Raw genomic sequence first — 17,873 nt, 5'->3', positions numbered from 1 at the left:
ATTATGAACGAATTTATCATTTTACGAGGTGTGAGATGGAAAATATAACAATAATACTAATAGTTATTCTACTGATTTTTTACAGATTTAGGGATGAAATTTTACTTTATATTAAGCTCTTGGTTTGGAAAAATAGACATAAAAATAAACATGATTATGACATTGAAAAAGTTCGAAAAACTTTGGAAGAATTAGGCAATGAATTTGATTATAGTTTGGAAGAAATACCCTATGGAAGAGCTAAGTGGTACATTGAAGGTAAGGAAGCATTTAATAATTTTGACTATGATGAATTAATTGTTTTTGGGTATAGTCCAATTAGAAGTATGGATGAATTAGACTTTAACGAATACGGTTTGATGTTAACACATATAGGGTTATTATATTCGTATCAAGGTTATCGAAAAGAAATAAGAAAATTTCATAAGACAAAAAAGGCAAAAGTGAACGAGGCAAAAATAGTTCCATTTGATGGATTATGGAAATTAGAGTTCGATCAAGCAACAAACCAACTGATTTTCTTTTATCTTTCAAAAGAGAAAATCAGTTTGGTTGTATCGAAAAATTGGGAAATATCTAGCATAATAAGTCATCTAGAATTACTCATAGAAACAGGTTATACCAAAGATTTATATTTTAATTCTCTTTCGCAAGATTATATTTTTGAAAAGGAACTAGACAATCAAATATTGAAGAAAAAGTCACAGGTTATTGGTGGGTTGGCAGGACTTCAATATAATTTGGGGAATCATTTTCATACTGAACAATTAAATGCTATTGTTAACGCTCCGCAAGGGCATGGAATCGCGGCAGAGTATGCAAATAATCTTGTAGATAAAGTAAAGACCCCATTTTCTAGGGTAATGAAAGTAGGTCAGGACAATGCTAAAGATGGTGCTGATCGTATTGTAGGAGATACATTAATACAAACGAAATACTACTCAAATGCAAAAAATACAGTTAACTCTGCTTTTAATAAAAAAGAAAATGGTGGAATGTATCGATACTCTGGGATGCAATTGGAAGTTCCTAAAGAACAATATCAAGAAGCTATTAAACTGATGGAAGATAAGATTATTCAAGGGAAAGTATCAGGCGTTAAGGATCCAAAGCAGGCTACACAAATTATTAGAAAGGGAAATATTACCTGGCAGGAATCAAAATTGATAGCACAAGGGGGAAATTTAATTTCATTAAAGTATGATGCTATAAACGGTTTAGTTCAAACCTCACCGATAGCAGGCATTAGTTTTGCGATTGTATTTGCTCAAGGTATCTGGTCAGGTAATTCTCCTAAAGAAGCCGCTAAAGGTGCTTTAATAGCTGGAACTCGAACCTTAGTATTGGGAACAGCTGTTTATGCGGGTTCGCAACAAATATCTAAAGTATTAACGATGAAAATGGCTAATTATTTTGGTAAAAAAATAATGGCTGAAAGTGTAGCAAAAGGAAGTAGTCTTGTACTCTCATTTGGAATAGTAATTGGACCGAGTATTTTTGATAAGTTAAGTGGTAGAATATCTTCTCAGCAACTATTGAAAAATACAGTTGTTGCTTCTGCAGGACTAGCTTCTGGAATAGGTGCATCTGCTTTAACTGGCATGGCTATAGGCTCGGGGCTCTTACCTGGTTTAGGAACTGTAGTAGGTACTAGTATAGGAGCGGCAACTGGTATTATTGGCGGTGTTGCGGGAACATTAGTAACCCAATCAGTATTAGATAAGTTCATGGATGATGATCGTGTTGAAATGTTCGCTATTTTAAAAGAAGAATTTATTGACGTAACTATGTCGATGTCTCTGACTGAATCTGAACTTGAGGAAATTCAGACGCTAGTATTTAATGGAAAACTGGAAAATAAGTTGAAAACAATGTTTAGTAAACAGAATGGCTCTAGAATATTTGCTCGAACCGATATAGTAGAAGTTGAAGTAGTTAGCGTGATAGAAAAAAGAGATCCTATAGATGAATCCCAACTTATAGAAGCGGTAGACTATGCATTTCAATTAATATAATATATTTTTTCTCTACCCTGACTAGCTCAGGGTATTTTTATGCCTAATTGTGGAGGTGGTTGTATGTCAAAACGAATCAAAGGTATCACAGTCGAGATTGGTGGCGATACGACCAAACTCCAGGATGCCTTGAAGGATGTCAATAAAGAAATCAGAAGTACCGAATCTCAACTTCGGGATGTCAACAAGCTGTTGAAATTGGATCCAGGGAACACTGAATTACTTGTTCAAAAACATAAATTGTTAGGCAAAGCAATCGATGACACTAAAAGTAAACTATCATCATTAAAAGAAGCTCAAACAAGTGCGAATCAAGCCTTAGCTCAAGGAACGATTAGTCAGGAACAATACGATGCTTTACAGCGTGAAATCATTGAAACAGAACAAGCTTTAAAGTCTTTAGAAAAACAAGCACATGCTTCGAATAGTACATTAGCAAATGTTTCAATTGCCGGTGAACAATTTCAAGTAGCTGGAGATAAGGTAAAATCAGCGGGACAAAAGATGATGCCAGTTACAGCAACGATTGCTGTTTTAGGTGTAGCGGCAGTTAAAACTTCTTCCGATTTTGATACTGCGATGAGTCAGGTTCTAGCTATCTCAGGTGCAACTGGAGATGAGTTTGATGAACTCCGAGATAAAGCACGAGAGATGGGAGCGAAGACAAAGTTCTCTGCAACTGATGCAGCTGAAGCAATGAACTATATGGCCATGGCAGGTTGGAAAACTTCTGACATGATAAGTGGTATTGATGGCGTTATGAACTTGGCGGCTGCTTCAGGAGAAGACTTAGCTTTAACTTCTGATATTATCACGGATGCATTAACTGCGTTTGGACTACAAGCTTCAGACTCCGCTCACTTCGCAGATGTTCTTGCCGCTGCATCATCGAATGCTAATACGAATGTGTCGATGATGGGTGAAACCTTTAAGTATGCAGCGCCGATTGCTGGGGCACTTGGGTATACCATTGAGGATACAGCTTTAGCGATTGGGCTCATGGCCAACGCGGGGATAAAATCTTCTCAAGCAGGTACTTCACTGCGTACGATTATGACTGAACTTCAAGGTGACTTGGTATTAACGAGTAGTTCATTTGGTGAAGTGATGGTTCAGACAATTAATATGGATGGTAGTATGCGTGGTCTGACTGAAATCATGACCGATTTACGTCTAGCATTCTCCCAAATGACTGAAGCTGAACAAGTAGCCAATGCTGAACTTTTAGTTGGAAAACAAGCCATGTCTGGATTCCTAGCCATCATGAACGCCGCTCCATCGGACGTCGATAAACTGACGCAATCTATTATCAATGCAGATGGCGCAGCAGAATCTATGTCAACCACGATGCAAGACAACCTTGAAGGAGAATTAGAAGAGTTAATGTCAGCCCTAGAAGAAGTCGCGATTTCTTTTGGGGATATTTTAATGCCAGCAGTGCGAGCGATTGTTCGTGCTTTGAATGGATTTGTAAATGCGATCAATGCACTGCCAAGTCCAATAAAAGCAGTTGTGGCAGTCATATTGGTACTAGTGGCGGCGATTGGACCACTTCTGATTATAGTGGGGCAAATGATGACAGGACTGGGTTCAATAATGATTTATGGACCAAAGCTCATTGGTATGTTGAGTGGAATATTGAGTTTTATAACTGGAAGTATGATTCCAGCGGTCGGTGCAGTGATTACTGCAATTGGCCCCATACCTTTAGCAATCGGAGCCATTGTCACAGCAATTGTTCTTCTCTGGAATAAATCAGATGCCTTTCGTGAAGGTGTGGTTATGATATGGGAGAATATTAAACAAGCTACAGTCCAAGCTTGGGATTCGATTGGTTTATTTTTATCTGAGACTTGGACGGCAACACTTAAAGGTGGAAAAGAACTTTGGAATAATTTCACGACTTTCATGACCAACTTCTTAAGCAATCTCGGTCAACAAATTCAACAATCCTGGCAATACTTAACGGTAACGACTCACGAAATATGGACGGGTATCAAGCAATTTTTAACGTCAACTTGGCAGTCGATTCAACAAACGACGTCTCAAATAATAAATGGCATTGGTCAATTTATATCGAAATCTTGGAATTCAATCACACAAACAACATCTCGGTTTATGAGTGGCTTGTTTAATATTATTCAACAAGTCTGGCATTCGATCAGTTCTACTATTAGCAACACGATGAATGCGATCAGTCAATTTATCTCAAGTGCTTGGAATAATATCGTTTCATTTATGGGGAATATATTAAGTAATGCCATTTCAATTGTAGTAAATGCTTTTAACGCTATCTTAAATAATAGTGTCAATGCTATGAATAATCTTCAAGACATTATTTACCAAGGTTTCATGGGTGCTGTGAATTTTATTCGAGATTTAGCGTCACAGGCAGTCACTTGGGGCTGGGATATGGTTATTGGGATAGCGAATGGTATCAATCAAGCCATTGGCCATTTGGTCAATTCTGTGAAGAATGTTGCGAATATCATTTGGTCTTACCTTCACTTCTCAGTACCTGAAGTAGGTCCCTTGACTGATTATGAAAGTTGGATGCCTGACTTTATGCAAGGCTTATCTAAGGGAATTGAACGGTCGCGTCATCTAGTCAGAGGATCCATTAATAAAGTGGCACAAGATATGATGATATCACCACAAGTGGCAGGGGTAGAGATTGCAGGCGTAGCAAGTAATATTCCGAACAGCAATCGTGAAATTAGTTCGTTAGTTAATAAACTAACAGACAACAATCAAGGACAAGGAGATATTATTATCCCGGTATATTTAGGCGGGAACTTGCTCGATGAAGTCATCGTAAATGCTCAAACACGACAGAATATAAGGAGTGGCGGTAGGTAATGAGTCATCAAACGTATTTAATTATTAATAGCATTACACTGCCACTACCGACTTCTTACGCTATGGAATACCGTGATATTGAAGCAGATACAGGTGGTGAGACAGAAGCGGGCACTGTTCAACGAGATGTGATTCGACATGGAGTCGTTTCTATTGCAGTTTCTTTTAATTGTAGTCCAAAGTGGGTAAAGCAACTATCAGAACTAAAAAAGAATGCGATGTTACAGGTAAGGTACTTAGACACAGAAAATTTGTTACTGAAAACAACCAATATGTATATTGAGAGATTCTCAGCTAATTTGATTAAAGACACTTCCTACAAAGGTTTATGGGAGGTGTCTTTTTCGTTGCATGAATATTAAGGGGGTAGGGTATGCAGCTGACAACTAAACAATTTCAAGAAGTGATCAATCAGCCCTCGCGAAAGTTTTCTTGGTCAGGCAAACTCTATCTTCAGGATGGAGAAACAATCGATTTTACAGATGCAGAGATACTTAAAGGGACGGGATATATTCAACGCTCCTGTTCAGGTTCATCTGAAATAGAATTGGGCTCGGTTTATGCGTCAGAGTTTGGGTTGAGTCTATTTACCAATGTAGACCGTTACCGATTAGAATCAGCCCAGATTTCACTGAGGTATCACTTGCACTATGCAGATGGCAGACAGGAATCTATTCCCATGGGGATTTTTGAAGTTTCTGAAGCAAATCGCTCCAATAAACGGCTAGAGCTCAAAGGCTATGATTTCATGTTGCGGTTCGATCGACGATTAAATGTTAAGGATACATTCGGGACTGCTTATGAATTATTGACTTTTATCTGTGAAAGGTGTCGAGTTCAACTCGGCATGTCTGAAGCAGAAGTGATGATATTGCCAAATGGAACAGAAATGTTATCAATTTATCCGGACCATGATATCGAAACCTACCGTGATTTACTTCATTATTTAGCATCAACGCTTGGGACAATTGCACAAATTGACCGTCTAGGCCGTTTGGTTCTAAAACAGTATGGCAATACCCCCGTTACTCAAATTGAAGCCAAGCACCGTTTTGATTCGAGTGTTTCTGATTTTAAGACTTATTATACGGCTATAAACTCAACCAATATGAAAACCAAATGGGCAGAATATTATGCCTTGGAACAAGATACAGGTTTGACTATGAATTTAGAGGTCAATCCATTGATGCAGTTAGGACTATCTGAAAAAAGAGAACGGATGTGTCAGAGGTTATTAGAAGCTGTTAGCCAGATATCCTATACACCTTTAGATGCAACAACAATAGGCAATCCAAGCTTAGACCCTGCGGATATGATTGAGCATTTATATGAGGGAGAGGTTGTTAGAGGTCTTATAACCAGTATTGAATATAAAATCAACGGTAAACATCGAATTTCAGGTGTTGGTAAGAACCCCTATTATTCTCAAAGTAAAAGTAAGCATGATAAGAATCTTGTCGGTATCTTAAATCGAATTGAGTCAGAACATATGATTGTTCATTCTTACAGCAACTCGAAAGCATTCGACTTATCTACAGAAGAAATACCGATTATTCGAATTGATTTTGCTTCGGATAAAGAAACAGAAGCTTTGTTTAATGCTTCCATATTATTGGATGTGACTACTAGTGCTGTAGAGGAGAAGAAACAAGTGAGTTTGTCCCCAGTAACATCAGGATCAGATCCACCTGCTGAATTAATGGTGTATGAAATGGTTGAAGAAAAAGAAGTGCCGACTAAGGTTATTGTGACTTATATCTTGAATCATGAACGAATAGATTATCACGTACCAATCGAAACATACTCAAATGGTCAACATGTACTCAATTTATTTTATCCATTATCCAATCTGCAGGAGAAAACCATGAATAGTTTTTCTGCCATGATGCGCTTGGATAGTGGAAATGTACGAATTGAAAAAAATCATGCGATTGCCGCTATTAGTGGTCAGTCATTAGGAACTACTGAGGCTTGGGATGGGAAATTGGAAGTGACTGAATGGTGGAATAAAGTGCCATTATATCAAGGTGTGTTGTATCAAAGGAAATTACTTGAAGAATATCAAATTGGACTACATCAACCTCAAGCCAATGTGTTTGATGAATCTGTGAACCGATATGTTCCAAACAGTCTTGCATTAAGAGGTTGGCAAGAATCAGTATCTGTGGAGGTGGAAAATGTATAAAGGACAAACAGTGATTGAGTTGGAAAATGTTTATACTCAAGAAAAAGAAATCATTAAAGAGGAAAATCTTGTAACAAATGCCGTTGCGGATATTTTTCGTTATAATCCTTCAGGGCTATTGTATCCTATGGGACAATCTTCATCTGGGCGATTTGACCAGGAGATTTTCCCTATAGCAAATAATTGCTTTGGAGGTATTTTACTATTTGAAGAAGCTTTAGCGGAGGATCCTAACGAGTATTTTGCTTCAACTCTTAATCCGATTATAGGTTATGCGTCGAATGATGTGAGTGCAACTGAAAATCCAAAACGAGGAAGCTTAAATCAAACTGAATCAATAATTTTGGATAATGGTTATAAATTTGTTTGGGATTTTTCTACTTCCCAAGGAAATGGGAGAATCTCCTCCTTAGCATTAACTCATTACCAAGGAGGCAAAGCCTATTACGGGGATATGGAAGCCTCTGGTAATTCTTTCATACAGTTGAGCCTTCATTCGAAAAATTTATCTGTTGATGATTCAGATTTATTCATTGGAATGGTTGAAGCGGACCCTGCTACTAATACTTTTGTTTCTTTCGTTCACAAAGTAGATAAAACGGTTGATATTGTGAAGGTTTACGAACCTATGTTGAGTATAGGTCTTAATGACACAGTAGTTAAACTGTCTCCTCAGGTGATAGAACGTAAAACGATTGATTTAACTGCATTTTATAACGGTATCAATTATTCCACTTATCCCGGTTTTCTTGATGGGAAAGATGGTTTTTATTATGGCTTTGCTGTTCAAACGGATTCAAAAAATAATAGAACAACGATGAATCGATTAAAAGTTAATAAGCAGGACTATACATCATCGATTGATACTTGGCTGTTAGAAGGAGTGTTAATTTATTCTCCAGGAACCTACAGTCGTTCAAATACCGGTCATTTAAATCGATCCGTCTGCAGTCTAATTGAACGAGGCTATTTATATGTACCAAGTTCTGATTTAACTCGGATATACAAAATAAATATTAATAACCCTGTGGATATATCAAGTATAGATTTAGGATTTAAGTCAAGCTTTACATCTGGGACCGATGCACGAAATTATATTTATAAGTGGGGAAATTATATTCGTTGTTATGATTTCATGCTCGATGAAAATGATCGTGTGATCCCAATTAAGGGGGAGGGACTGTCACATATTTCAACACCACTAATTGAAATAGGTCCTTATCGATTAGGCTATTATTTGTCAACTTCTTATAGCAGTTCAATCTTTTATAAAACTTTATATCTTCATACGCCTTATTTAGGAACGATTAATAATTTATCGACTCCAGTCTTAAAGACTGCGGATAAGACGATGAAAATTACCTATACCTTAACTGAAGTGGAGGAAAGTATATGAGAGCATGTATAAAATATTTTGAAGTCATCGCGATGAGTTTAGGAGCAGTATTAGGCTGGTATCTAGGCTCACCCGATGGCTTTCTTTATACTTTAGTGGCATTTGTGGTGGCAGATTATGTGACAGGTGTGCTACGGGCAGGAGTAGAGCGAAAACTATCGAGCACTATTGGATTTCGAGGGATCGCTCGTAAAATTATGATTTTTATCTTAGTAGGTGTAGCACATTTGATTGATACTTTTGTGGTACCTGACGCCAATGATGTTATTCGAACAGCAGTAATTTTCTTTTATATAGCAAACGAGGGCTTATCTATCATTGAGAATTCAGCTGCGTTAGGGTTACCTATACCAACGAAGCTGACAACATCGTTGAAACAATTACATAGAGAAGAAATAAATGAACAAGATGAGGAGGAAATATAATGGCAAAATTGTATCCGATTAAAAAGGATTTAACCAAAGTGAATCGGGGAACTAAGGGTGTTAATCGTCCTCAGTGGATTGTTATTCATTTTGTGGGGGCAAGCGGTCAAGCACAAGCTAATGCTGATTATTTTAGATATACTTATCGATCAGCATCTGCTCATTACTTTGTCGACCCTAAACAGATTATTCAAGTGGTTGAAGATGATACACCAGCTTGGCATATCGGTGACGGTTATAATTCTGGATTAGGTCAGTTCAATGGTTACCATTGGTATGGCGCGACAAATAACAATTCGATTGGCATCGAAGGGTGTCAGGACACCTCAACTGGCAAGAATGTTTGGTACTGGGAATTTCATCCAAAAACTTATCAGCAAATGTTATTGTTAACTTGTCACCTTCAGAAAAAATATAATATTCCAGATAGTCGGGTTATTCGTCATTATGATGCATCAGGGAAGATGTGCCCTGGTAATTGGCAGTGGAACAATTGGGCTAAATGGCATAAATTCAAACGAGATTTAGCAAATCTAAGTGAGCCTGTTAAAGGTTCTGATTTGACATCCGATTCTAAGGGTGGTGACGGCTCACAACAACTTCCTTCTACTTATACAATTCAAGTGGGAGATACACTTTCCAAGATTGCTAAAAATCATAAAGTGTCTGTGGACGATTTAGTTTTATGGAATCAAATTGAAAATAAGGACTTAATTTATCCAGAGACGGAGTTATTCGTTCAAGCACCAGACATAGTGAAAAATGAATCATCTACCATTAAACAAGGAGGACTAGCTGTTCCTAGAAAAGGTCAGTTTGAGTTTACTGAAATTGTGAATGTTCGAAATCAGCCAGGTGCCTACGGTGAAGTGCCCGCTCAGTATATACCAGGGGAAACTGTTAAATATGATGCTGTCCTTGAAGCTGGTGGGTTTATTTGGTTGAAATATCAGTCATATCAAGGAACTACTCAGTATGTAAGTGCTGGGACACCAACAGTGCCTTATGGGAAATTTATATAATCAGTTTGAACAAGCCTACATTGATCATTGTATCGTGTAGGCTTTTTTTATTTTGTCTTAAACCATCTGATTCGAGAGACGCTCTTGGCTTATTGTAGAGGGTACTCAAAACCACTCTAAATGTCCTAAGAGAATTGGAGGTGGTTCGATGGTGCAAGAATTATCAAATGAAGAAGCGCTTAATGAAATTAATTTAATTAAGAGTTTACAAATCATCAATCAAATGAAATCAGTAGGGCTTATTGACCAAGTTGAGTTCAATAAAATAAAAGTTTCATTAATAGAATTTTATAAGCCGTACTTAGCAGAATTGATGCTATAAACGTTGATGTATAACTGTTTTAGAGGTAATGTGTGACATGGTAAAGGAGGTGGGAAAGTGAAGAAAGTAACTAAAATCGAAGGAAATAAGCCAAATAAAAGAAGAAAAAATAGAGTAGCAGCTTATATTCGTGTTTCAACAGCAATGGATGCACAAACGGAGTCTTTCGATGCTCAAGAAAGGCATTATCAAGAATTGTTTAAACAACGTCGTGATTGGGAACCTGTGGGGATTTATGCCGACAAAGGTATTTCAGGAACAAGTATGCAGAATAGACAAGGCATTCAAAGTTTATTGGATGATTGCCGTAACGGAAAAATTGACCTGGTACTTACAAAGTCTATTTCTCGCTTTGCAAGAAACTTAACCGAGTGTCTAGAAGCTGTTCGAGAATTAAGTACTTTAGATATCGCCATTCACTTTGATAAAGAAAACTTAAACACTCAGCAGATGGACGGTGAATTATTACTGTCAATGTTGAGTGCGTTAGCAGAAAGTGAATCGAAATCTATCTCTGACAACAGTAAATGGTCTTTTAAGAAACGAGTAGAAAATGGTACGTTCAGACATTCTGTTGCACCGTTTGGTTATGACCTTAAAGATGGCAAATTAATTATTAATGAGGAGAAAGCAAACATAGTTCGAAATATCTTCAATTGGTATTTATCAGGAGACGGGGCTTATGTGATTGCGGGACGATTGAACAAGATTGGAATCGAACCTGATAAAGGCAGAGAGTGGCAGGATAATTCTGTTTTATATATTTTAAAGAATGAGCGATACATGGGGGATGCTTTATTTCAGAAAACCTATACAGATGAGAATTACCAAAGACACAAAAATAATTATGATGTTGAGATGATTTATATCGAAGAAAGCCATGAAAATATTATTTCTCGAGAAGTATTCAATCAAGTCCAAACTTTGCTAGACGAGCGCAAGGAACGAATGTGTAATAGAGATACGACAGTTTATACCAACAGGTATCCCCTTACGAGTCGTATCCAATGTCAGAATTGCAATGTGAGTTTTAAACGGCGCACCCATTACACTAATGACCAAAGCTATATAGCCTGGACATGTTCGAATCATTTAATGGGTACTGAATCGCGTGGCATTAAATTTATTAAAGAACTGCACCCGGAAGAAGCCTTTGTTACGCTATTAAACAAATTAGCGTTTGGACGAAAGGAGATTATCGAAGATACTATTAAAAAATTAGAGATGTCAGATTCTGAAGCTAACAAGAGCCAAAAGGATTTAGAGATGGGATTAAAAGAGATTCAAGATAAACTCCATACACTATCAAAATTGTTGAACTCGAAAACGATTGATATTACTTTCTACCACAAAGAAGAAGCATCGTTGCAGCAGGAGAAGAAAAAACTACTAGCACAATTGCGTCGTACCGAAACCAAAGAACATCAATATTGTTATCAACTTCAAGCGTTGAAAGAACTTTATGAAGTTGTTAATAGGAGAGAATACTTTGATTGTTATGATGCGACCCTACTAGAGCAATTCGTTGAGAAAATACATGTGATGAGTCGAGATTCAGTTGTGTTTGAATTAACTTGTGGACTACGGTTAAGAGAGAAGGTGAGAATATAATGGCCCGCATCTATTTTGGCTATCGAATGGTCGACGGAAAAATAGAAGTGAATGACGTTGAAGCAGAGCAGATAAGGAACTTATACCAGAATTACTTATTAGGGGATGCGATAAAAACAGCAGGAACGAAAGCTGGAATCCTTAAGCATCATGGCTCCCTTGGACGTATCCTCCAGCATAAAATTTATACAGGCACTAAGAGTTACCCTCAGATTATTCCAAAAGAAATATACCAACAAGCTCAAGAGGAAAGAAGCAAGCGACGGGATCAACTCGGAAGAAACTTTGAACCGAGAGAAAGTGTAATGATTATACAAACTTCTTTTGAGTGGAAAAGCAACAAAGTGAGCCAGATGAATCCCTGGGATGAAGCAGAACAGTATTATCAGTTAATTGAGGTGATTGAATGAGCCAAAACAAAGTAAAATTAACCTACATTCCAGCAAGAAGAAAAGTTAAGAGTGATGAACTTGGGGAAGAAAACACCAAGCTGAAGGTCGCGGCATATTGTCGAGTATCGACTGAAAGTGAAGAACAATCCGGGAGTTTTACCACCCAAGTAAATCACTACACTAATTATATTAGCAAGAATCCTGAATGGCAGTTGGTTGATATTTTTGCCGATGAAGGAATTACAGGAACAAATACTAAGAATCGTCGAGAGTTTAATCGAATGATTGATGAATGCATGGAAGGGAACATAGACTTAATTATTACCAAGTCCATCTCGCGGTTTGCTAGAAACACGGTTGACTGTTTGAATTACATTCGACAGTTGAAAGAAAAAAGTGTAGCAGTATATTTTGAAAAGGAAAATATCAACACTTTAGATTCTACAGGTGAGGTACTCATTACTATTATGGCATCTCTCGCGCAGCAAGAAAGTGAATCCATTAGTAAGAATATCAAGATGGGCCTTCAGTACAGATATCAAGAGGGGCAAGTATTTATCAACCATAAAAAATTCTTAGGATATACCGTCGATGACGAAGGCAAATTAGTCATTAATCCTAAACAATCATGGATTGTTAAACGGATATTTAAAGAATACTTAGAAGGTAAAGGAACGGGGATCATTGCAAGAGAGTTAATGGAAGACAAGGTGCCGACGGCTACAGGACTTTTGAAATGGACGAGTGACGATATCAATCGAATCATCGCTAATGAGAAATACATGGGAGATGCCCTGTTGCAAAAAACTTATACTGTTGATTGCTTAACTAAGAAAAGAGTACCTAATGATGGCAGTGTCCCTCAATATTATATTGAAGATAATCATGAGCCGATTGTCTCTAAAGAGATTTATAACTTAGCTCAAAAGGAAAAAGCGAGAAGAAGTAACCTTTATTCAGGCAAGAAGAAAAAACGTCGGCTCTATCAAGGGAAATATGCCTTATCAGGAATTACTCGCTGCGGTAAATGCGCCGATATTTTTAGGCGAATTACTTGGACATATAAAGGTAAGAAGACTTATGTTTGGCGATGCGTGACAAGAGTAGAAAAGTTATGTGAATGTGAATCAAGAACGATCAATGAAGAAGATTTGCACCGTATAATTCTTGAAGCTATTAATCAGTATATGACAAGTAAGAGTGAAGCCATACAAAATATTGAATTAATTATTCGAGATGTGTTAGATAAAAAATATGATGAGCCTATCGATGATATCGAGGAAGAATTGCATCAATTACAAAAAAAGTTATTAGATAACCTAAGTGATGAGGCACATGATAAAATCGTTGATAAACTGGAAGCCCTGCGAAAAGTGAAGCAAGACATTTTAGTGAAAAATGCAAGCCGCGAAGAAAAGCGGAAACGATTATCAGACATTAAAGCATTTTTGAAATCAGCACACACTAACATTGAAGAATATGAGGAAAGATTGGTAACTCGGCTCATCAACAGTGTAGTTATCCACGATAAGAAAGTAGAAGTTGAACTCAAAACAGGCGATACAATCTAAGTAATGCAGTAAAGAGAGCCAAGGCACTATGCAAGTGAGGCATGGTGCTGTGACTCTCTTTTTTTTGTACTTAAAAAATTACTTGTTAATTGCTTTGTATTTTACATCAGTGTAAGTGAAGTTAAACAAAAGGTTCAAGATAGCGTCATAATGTTCAGTGCTCATACAATCTTTAAAATTCTCATAGTCATTAATACCCGAGTTACCAATGCAGCAAAGACATGTTCGACCTATGTGTGCACCTTTTTTCGGCTCTTTTGTACAAACTAAAAAAATCAAATCGTGTTCATCTGGATCTCCAGATTGGCTCCTACGAAACCTCAAGTGAGACATAACTTGTAACTCCTCCAATCCTTTCAGAAACTCCTCTAAACTAATATTCTTTTCTGGTAACAATACAACCACTCCTAGTTATTTATTCAATTAAAAAAGCACAACGAGATTCGTCGTGCCAAATAACTGGGTTAGACTCATCTTTCTCTTTCGAGTTGGATTTAGCACCTTGCCAATGGTAGGTTGCTGAAGCTTCATCGGGCCAATTCCCTCTGCTTACTCTGGATAAGTTGTGTTCTTAAATTGTATATAAATAGTATCACTTACTAATTAAAAAAACAATGTTAATAATATTTGCAATAAAAATAAGAAGTCAATTGTCTGATGATATATAATGAAGTTAAGAATAGAGAACCATTGCTATAGGTGATCGACAATAATATTTTACAATTTCATTTACTAAGCAAAATATTTAATGGATCAAATGTGTTCTGGAATCCTGATTGTATCGCTAAAAAATTCAAGCGCTATTTAATTGATAAAAGGAGGATAAAATGATTACGTTTCATGAGATTTTTATTGATATGCTGGAAGAAAAAATAGAAGATTTTAAGCTGACTGAACATTTAAGTAATAAAGAAATTGATGAAAAAGTATCTTCAATTATTGAAAAGGTTTTCTCGGATGAACTATTGTCTAAACATGCTAAAGATATATTAAATACATTAGAACCTAAAGCACCCATAATGTATGAAGAAAATAGATTAATGATGCAAGAATTTGAATCAAGATTACAAAGAAGGTGGCTAGATGCTTTATATATTAGTCAGTTATTCTTGACAATTACAACAGAGAGCACAGTAGAATTAATGGAAGAAATATTTGAAGCAGGAGATAAAAATACAGAGCCTAATTTAAACTTTATTCCCATTTTTGATTCGGAGATGCTATTACTACAAAAACAATCAATTGTTCTAGCTAAGGAAATGTTAGTTTTAATCAAAAGTGGTTTCAGTGAAGCAGCTTTTTCGAGATGGAGAAGTTTATTTGAAGTAAGTGTAATAATGAAATGTTTTGTAAAAGTAATGAGTGATGAAGAAAGCAAGGCGGAAACTGTAGCCAAGGAGTTTTATATATCTTCGATTATTAGAGAAAAAAAAATTCTCTTGAAGAAGAAAAAATCTGTTAATCATTTGGTAGAAGTAATTGATAAAATTGATTTAGATAGGGAAAGAAAAGAAAAATTACACATTGACTATGAGTGGGCAAGAAATTTTATCAATATTCGCTCAGGCAAGAAAATTTACTTCAATGATTTAATTGATTTTAGTGAACTTAATCATTTAAAAAATGAATATCAGGATGCGTGTCAATATATTCACATTTCACCGTATGGCTTACACTACCCAATAAGTCAGTTATCATCAAATGATAAAATCGTATTTGGACCAACTGATTATGGACTTAGCCGTCCGTTACAATTACTTTTAATCTCATTATTGAGCACAACTACAAACTTTCTAACAATTGACTACACTATTGATAGAGCAATTCAAATTAAAATGTTAAATTTTATTGTAGATGATTCATTAGAATTAATTTCCAATATTGATAAAAAAATATTTGACGAATTTTATGAAGAATAGCTATTATTGAAATAAGTTGTCACCATGGTGAATCTGAAAGTTAAATGCAAATTTCAGCCAAACACTTTAATCCACCTATTAATTTGCATCAATATTTTAACAACGACACATGTGGAGTGTGTTTGTTTACTTGAACGCCTATAAAATTGACTGAAAGGAGAGGTTAACAATAGACAATCAAGAAATCAATTTTGTCTATGAGGCACTGTTTAAAGGCGATATTGATGAAGCTAAAGCGTATTTAAATAAATATCAGGATATTCATGTGATTGATAATGCTAATGTATTGATGTTGTGGGGTTATATTTATTTGGAAGAAAAGGATTTTGAAAAGGCGCTAAGCAGTCAAAAACGTTTGTTAGCAATAGCCGAGAGTAATGATGAAAAGCATGTTGCACATCATCAAGTAGCGATGGTTTTGCGAGAGATGGGTAGATATGATGAGGCTTTGTAACACATTACTGAGGAAGAAAGATTAATTAATAAATATTATTCTGAAGATGTTCTAAAGCAAGCAGTGAATTTATATGAACAAGGTTATTTGAATTTGCTCCTTAATCATTTACCCTTGGCGGAAGATTTATTGGAAAAAAGTTTAGTTTATGCTGGAAAATCGGAGGATTTGATTGCTCAAGCATGCTCACATCGAGGCTTAGGCGAATTGTATGCAATTCAATTGAAGAATGAAAAAGCTTTGTCACATTTTAAGGCATCACAAGCTTTGTTTGTAGAGGCAGATGATTCAGTAGGAGCTGCTGAAATTGTGGCCAAAATTGAACAATTGGAACAATTAGAGAAAATTTAAATCCATTGAGAGGTGGATTAGAAATGAAGTTAGGCTTTACTTACATGTACACCAATGATTTAGCTAAGGCGAAACATTTTTATGGGGCATTGCTAGGACTCCAACTTATTTGGGATATAGAAGATAGTCTTGCATTCCAAATCGAAGACCATCAACTAAGTATTCAATTAGACACAACTTTAGAAACATTAAGTCCCGAATTTTGTCTGCAACCAGGTTGGGAAGGATATTGGTCTTTTCCGGTGTTAGATCCCATGATGCAGACAATCGAGATTACAGCGACTGATTAGGCATTTTGGTCAAACTGATATAGATACAAAAACTAATTAAGATAGGTAAGGCTTTGCTGATTGTTACTAATATGTATAAAAAATGTGTTAATTAGGATCCATAATGATTGTGTCAAATTAAATACTTTAAGTCATTTTTACAATAAAATTATCAGGAGTAAAATATGTTGGAAAAAATTATAGAAATTAAAAATCTATCGAAAAATTTTGGAAAGGTAATGGCGCTTAAAGATGTCAGTTTTGATGTTAAGAGTGGTGAAGTTGTTGGTTTTATTGGACCAAACGGCGCAGGTAAATCAACTACCATCCGTGTATTATTAGGTATTATCAAAAAAGATGCGGGAGTAGCAGAGATATTTAATCGTGATGTTTGGAAGGAAAGTTTTGAAATTCATCAATGCTTGTCTTATGTGCCAGGGGATGTGGCTTTGTGGGATAATCTGACGGGGGGCGAGATTATTGATTTGTTTATGAAGTTACATGGAGCGGGGAATCAGACGAAACGAGACGACTTGATTGCGCGATTTGAATTGGATCCTCGAAAAAAAGCAAAAACATATTCAAAAGGTAATCGTCAAAAAGTAGGATTGATTGCGGCTTTGTCGGTTGATTCGGACTTGTATATTTTTGATGAGCCTACTTCTGGCTTGGATCCTTTGATGGAGCAAGTCTTTCAAGATGAGGTTGAAAAGTTGAAAGCTGCAGGCAAGTCGATTCTTCTTTCCTCGCATATTTTATCGGAAGTCGAACGATTGGCTGATCGAGTGGTAATCATTCGCCAAGGTGAAATTGTAGAGGCAGGTACTTTAGACGAATTGCGACATCTCACCCGCTCTAAAATTACCATTGAAACCGAGGATGATATTTCGATATTGAAAAGCTTAGATGGTGTTCATGATTTTAAACAAAATCATAAACAAAGCGTCTTTTCAGCTGATCAACAGTATTTAAATCAGATTCTTACTACGGCTACAGAATTAAAGATAGTTAATCTGACCATCACACCGCCAACTCTCGAAGATGTATTTATGCGACACTATAAAGCAGAAATGGATTAGAGG

The 17,873-nt window shown here is 36.3% G+C and carries 17 protein-coding genes and 1 riboswitch; of the genes, 16 read left to right on the top strand and 1 reads right to left on the bottom strand.

What is annotated here, in order from left to right; translation table 11 throughout:
• Positions 1–35 precede the first annotated feature (35 nt).
• The 11 genes from NRE15_RS04235 (at position 36) to NRE15_RS04185 (ending at position 13,798) form a co-directional block, all read left to right on the top strand.
• Positions 36–2,015, top strand: a complete 1,980-nt coding sequence (locus NRE15_RS04235) for a bacteriocin class II family protein (protein ID WP_313794368.1) — start codon at positions 36–38, stop codon at positions 2,013–2,015.
• A 63-nt stretch (positions 2,016–2,078) separates the two neighbouring features.
• Positions 2,079–4,874 (top strand): phage tail tape measure protein, encoded by a 2,796-nt coding sequence (locus tag NRE15_RS04230; protein ID WP_313794367.1) that lies wholly within the window; start codon positions 2,079–2,081, stop codon positions 4,872–4,874.
• Complete coding sequence (locus NRE15_RS04225; RefSeq protein ID WP_313794366.1) at positions 4,874–5,236, top strand: hypothetical protein; 363 nt, start codon at positions 4,874–4,876, stop codon at positions 5,234–5,236. The genes NRE15_RS04230 and NRE15_RS04225 overlap by 1 nt, the downstream gene beginning before the upstream one ends.
• An 11-nt stretch (positions 5,237–5,247) precedes the next feature.
• Entirely contained in the window at positions 5,248–7,059 is a 1,812-nt protein-coding gene (locus tag NRE15_RS04220; RefSeq protein WP_313794365.1) for a hypothetical protein, read from the top strand.
• A complete protein-coding gene (locus NRE15_RS04215; RefSeq protein WP_313794364.1) occupies positions 7,052–8,455 on the top strand; it encodes a hypothetical protein in 1,404 nt (467 codons plus the stop codon). The genes NRE15_RS04220 and NRE15_RS04215 overlap by 8 nt, the downstream gene beginning before the upstream one ends.
• Positions 8,452–8,880: a phage holin family protein gene (locus NRE15_RS04210; protein ID WP_313794363.1), complete on the top strand. Its 429-nt coding sequence runs from the start codon at positions 8,452–8,454 to the stop codon at positions 8,878–8,880. The genes NRE15_RS04215 and NRE15_RS04210 overlap by 4 nt, the downstream gene beginning before the upstream one ends.
• Entirely contained in the window at positions 8,880–9,902 is a 1,023-nt protein-coding gene (locus NRE15_RS04205; RefSeq protein WP_313794362.1) for an N-acetylmuramoyl-L-alanine amidase, read from the top strand. Before NRE15_RS04210 ends, NRE15_RS04205 begins: the two co-directional genes overlap by 1 nt.
• 148 nt (positions 9,903–10,050) lie before the next feature.
• Positions 10,051–10,224 (top strand): SHOCT domain-containing protein, encoded by a 174-nt coding sequence (locus NRE15_RS04200; RefSeq protein WP_313794361.1) that lies wholly within the window; start codon positions 10,051–10,053, stop codon positions 10,222–10,224.
• Positions 10,225–10,281: 57 nt separating this feature from the next.
• On the top strand, positions 10,282–11,835 hold the full coding sequence (locus NRE15_RS04195) for a recombinase family protein (RefSeq protein WP_313794360.1): 1,554 nt from the start codon (positions 10,282–10,284) through the stop codon (positions 11,833–11,835).
• Positions 11,835–12,245, top strand: a complete 411-nt coding sequence (locus NRE15_RS04190) for a recombinase (protein WP_313794359.1) — start codon at positions 11,835–11,837, stop codon at positions 12,243–12,245. The genes NRE15_RS04195 and NRE15_RS04190 overlap by 1 nt, the downstream gene beginning before the upstream one ends.
• Positions 12,242–13,798 (top strand): recombinase family protein, encoded by a 1,557-nt coding sequence (locus tag NRE15_RS04185; protein ID WP_313794358.1) that lies wholly within the window; start codon positions 12,242–12,244, stop codon positions 13,796–13,798. The genes NRE15_RS04190 and NRE15_RS04185 overlap by 4 nt, the downstream gene beginning before the upstream one ends.
• Before the next feature lie 78 nt (positions 13,799–13,876).
• Here the strand turns inward: NRE15_RS04185 and NRE15_RS04180 are convergent, their stop codons facing one another.
• Positions 13,877–14,194 carry a hypothetical protein gene (locus tag NRE15_RS04180; protein ID WP_313794357.1) on the bottom strand — a complete coding sequence of 106 codons (318 nt, stop codon included), beginning with the start codon at positions 14,192–14,194 and terminating at the stop codon, positions 13,877–13,879.
• Between the two features lie 71 nt (positions 14,195–14,265).
• A riboswitch (SAM riboswitch) is annotated at positions 14,266–14,363 on the bottom strand.
• Between the two features lie 262 nt (positions 14,364–14,625).
• On the opposite strand from NRE15_RS04180, the gene NRE15_RS04175 reads away from it, so the two are divergent.
• From NRE15_RS04175 to NRE15_RS04155, 5 genes are all read left to right on the top strand, one after another.
• The gene (locus NRE15_RS04175; RefSeq protein ID WP_313794356.1) at positions 14,626–15,717 is read left to right on the top strand and encodes a DUF5677 domain-containing protein; all 1,092 of its coding nucleotides are present in this window, start codon (positions 14,626–14,628) and stop codon (positions 15,715–15,717) included.
• Positions 15,718–15,982: 265 nt separating this feature from the next.
• Complete coding sequence (locus NRE15_RS04170; protein WP_313794355.1) at positions 15,983–16,171, top strand: tetratricopeptide repeat protein; 189 nt, start codon at positions 15,983–15,985, stop codon at positions 16,169–16,171.
• Positions 16,172–16,300: 129 nt separating this feature from the next.
• On the top strand, positions 16,301–16,522 hold the full coding sequence (locus tag NRE15_RS04165; RefSeq protein ID WP_313794354.1) for a hypothetical protein: 222 nt from the start codon (positions 16,301–16,303) through the stop codon (positions 16,520–16,522).
• 23 nt (positions 16,523–16,545) lie between these two features.
• The gene (locus tag NRE15_RS04160; RefSeq protein ID WP_313794353.1) at positions 16,546–16,812 is read left to right on the top strand and encodes a VOC family protein; all 267 of its coding nucleotides are present in this window, start codon (positions 16,546–16,548) and stop codon (positions 16,810–16,812) included.
• A 164-nt stretch (positions 16,813–16,976) separates the two neighbouring features.
• Positions 16,977–17,870, top strand: coding sequence for an ABC transporter ATP-binding protein (locus NRE15_RS04155; protein ID WP_390887180.1), 894 nt, complete (start codon positions 16,977–16,979; stop codon positions 17,868–17,870).
• Positions 17,871–17,873 lie beyond the last annotated feature (3 nt).

The organism is Fundicoccus culcitae (assembly GCF_024661895.1).
Taxonomy (GTDB): domain Bacteria; phylum Bacillota; class Bacilli; order Lactobacillales; family Aerococcaceae; genus Fundicoccus_A; species Fundicoccus_A culcitae.
Note: the sequence above shows the minus strand (reverse complement) of the source record. Positions and strands in the feature narration are given on the sequence as shown.

Bases quoted from the DNA above. Each gene is read 5' to 3' on its own strand.
- NRE15_RS04235 (WP_313794368.1), top strand. From the start codon at position 36: ATGGAAAATATAACAATAATACTAATAGTTATTCTACTGATTTTTTAC.
- NRE15_RS04230 (WP_313794367.1), top strand. From the start codon at position 2,079: ATGTCAAAACGAATCAAAGGTATCACAGTCGAGATTGGTGGCGATACG.
- NRE15_RS04225 (WP_313794366.1), top strand. From the start codon at position 4,874: ATGAGTCATCAAACGTATTTAATTATTAATAGCATTACACTGCCACTA.
- NRE15_RS04220 (WP_313794365.1), top strand. From the start codon at position 5,248: ATGCAGCTGACAACTAAACAATTTCAAGAAGTGATCAATCAGCCCTCG.
- NRE15_RS04215 (WP_313794364.1), top strand. From the start codon at position 7,052: ATGTATAAAGGACAAACAGTGATTGAGTTGGAAAATGTTTATACTCAA.
- NRE15_RS04210 (WP_313794363.1), top strand. From the start codon at position 8,452: ATGAGAGCATGTATAAAATATTTTGAAGTCATCGCGATGAGTTTAGGA.
- NRE15_RS04205 (WP_313794362.1), top strand. From the start codon at position 8,880: ATGGCAAAATTGTATCCGATTAAAAAGGATTTAACCAAAGTGAATCGG.
- NRE15_RS04200 (WP_313794361.1), top strand. From the start codon at position 10,051: ATGGTGCAAGAATTATCAAATGAAGAAGCGCTTAATGAAATTAATTTA.
- NRE15_RS04190 (WP_313794359.1), top strand. From the start codon at position 11,835: ATGGCCCGCATCTATTTTGGCTATCGAATGGTCGACGGAAAAATAGAA.
- NRE15_RS04185 (WP_313794358.1), top strand. From the start codon at position 12,242: ATGAGCCAAAACAAAGTAAAATTAACCTACATTCCAGCAAGAAGAAAA.
- NRE15_RS04175 (WP_313794356.1), top strand. From the start codon at position 14,626: ATGATTACGTTTCATGAGATTTTTATTGATATGCTGGAAGAAAAAATA.
- NRE15_RS04160 (WP_313794353.1), top strand. From the start codon at position 16,546: ATGAAGTTAGGCTTTACTTACATGTACACCAATGATTTAGCTAAGGCG.
- NRE15_RS04155 (WP_390887180.1), top strand. From the start codon at position 16,977: ATGTTGGAAAAAATTATAGAAATTAAAAATCTATCGAAAAATTTTGGA.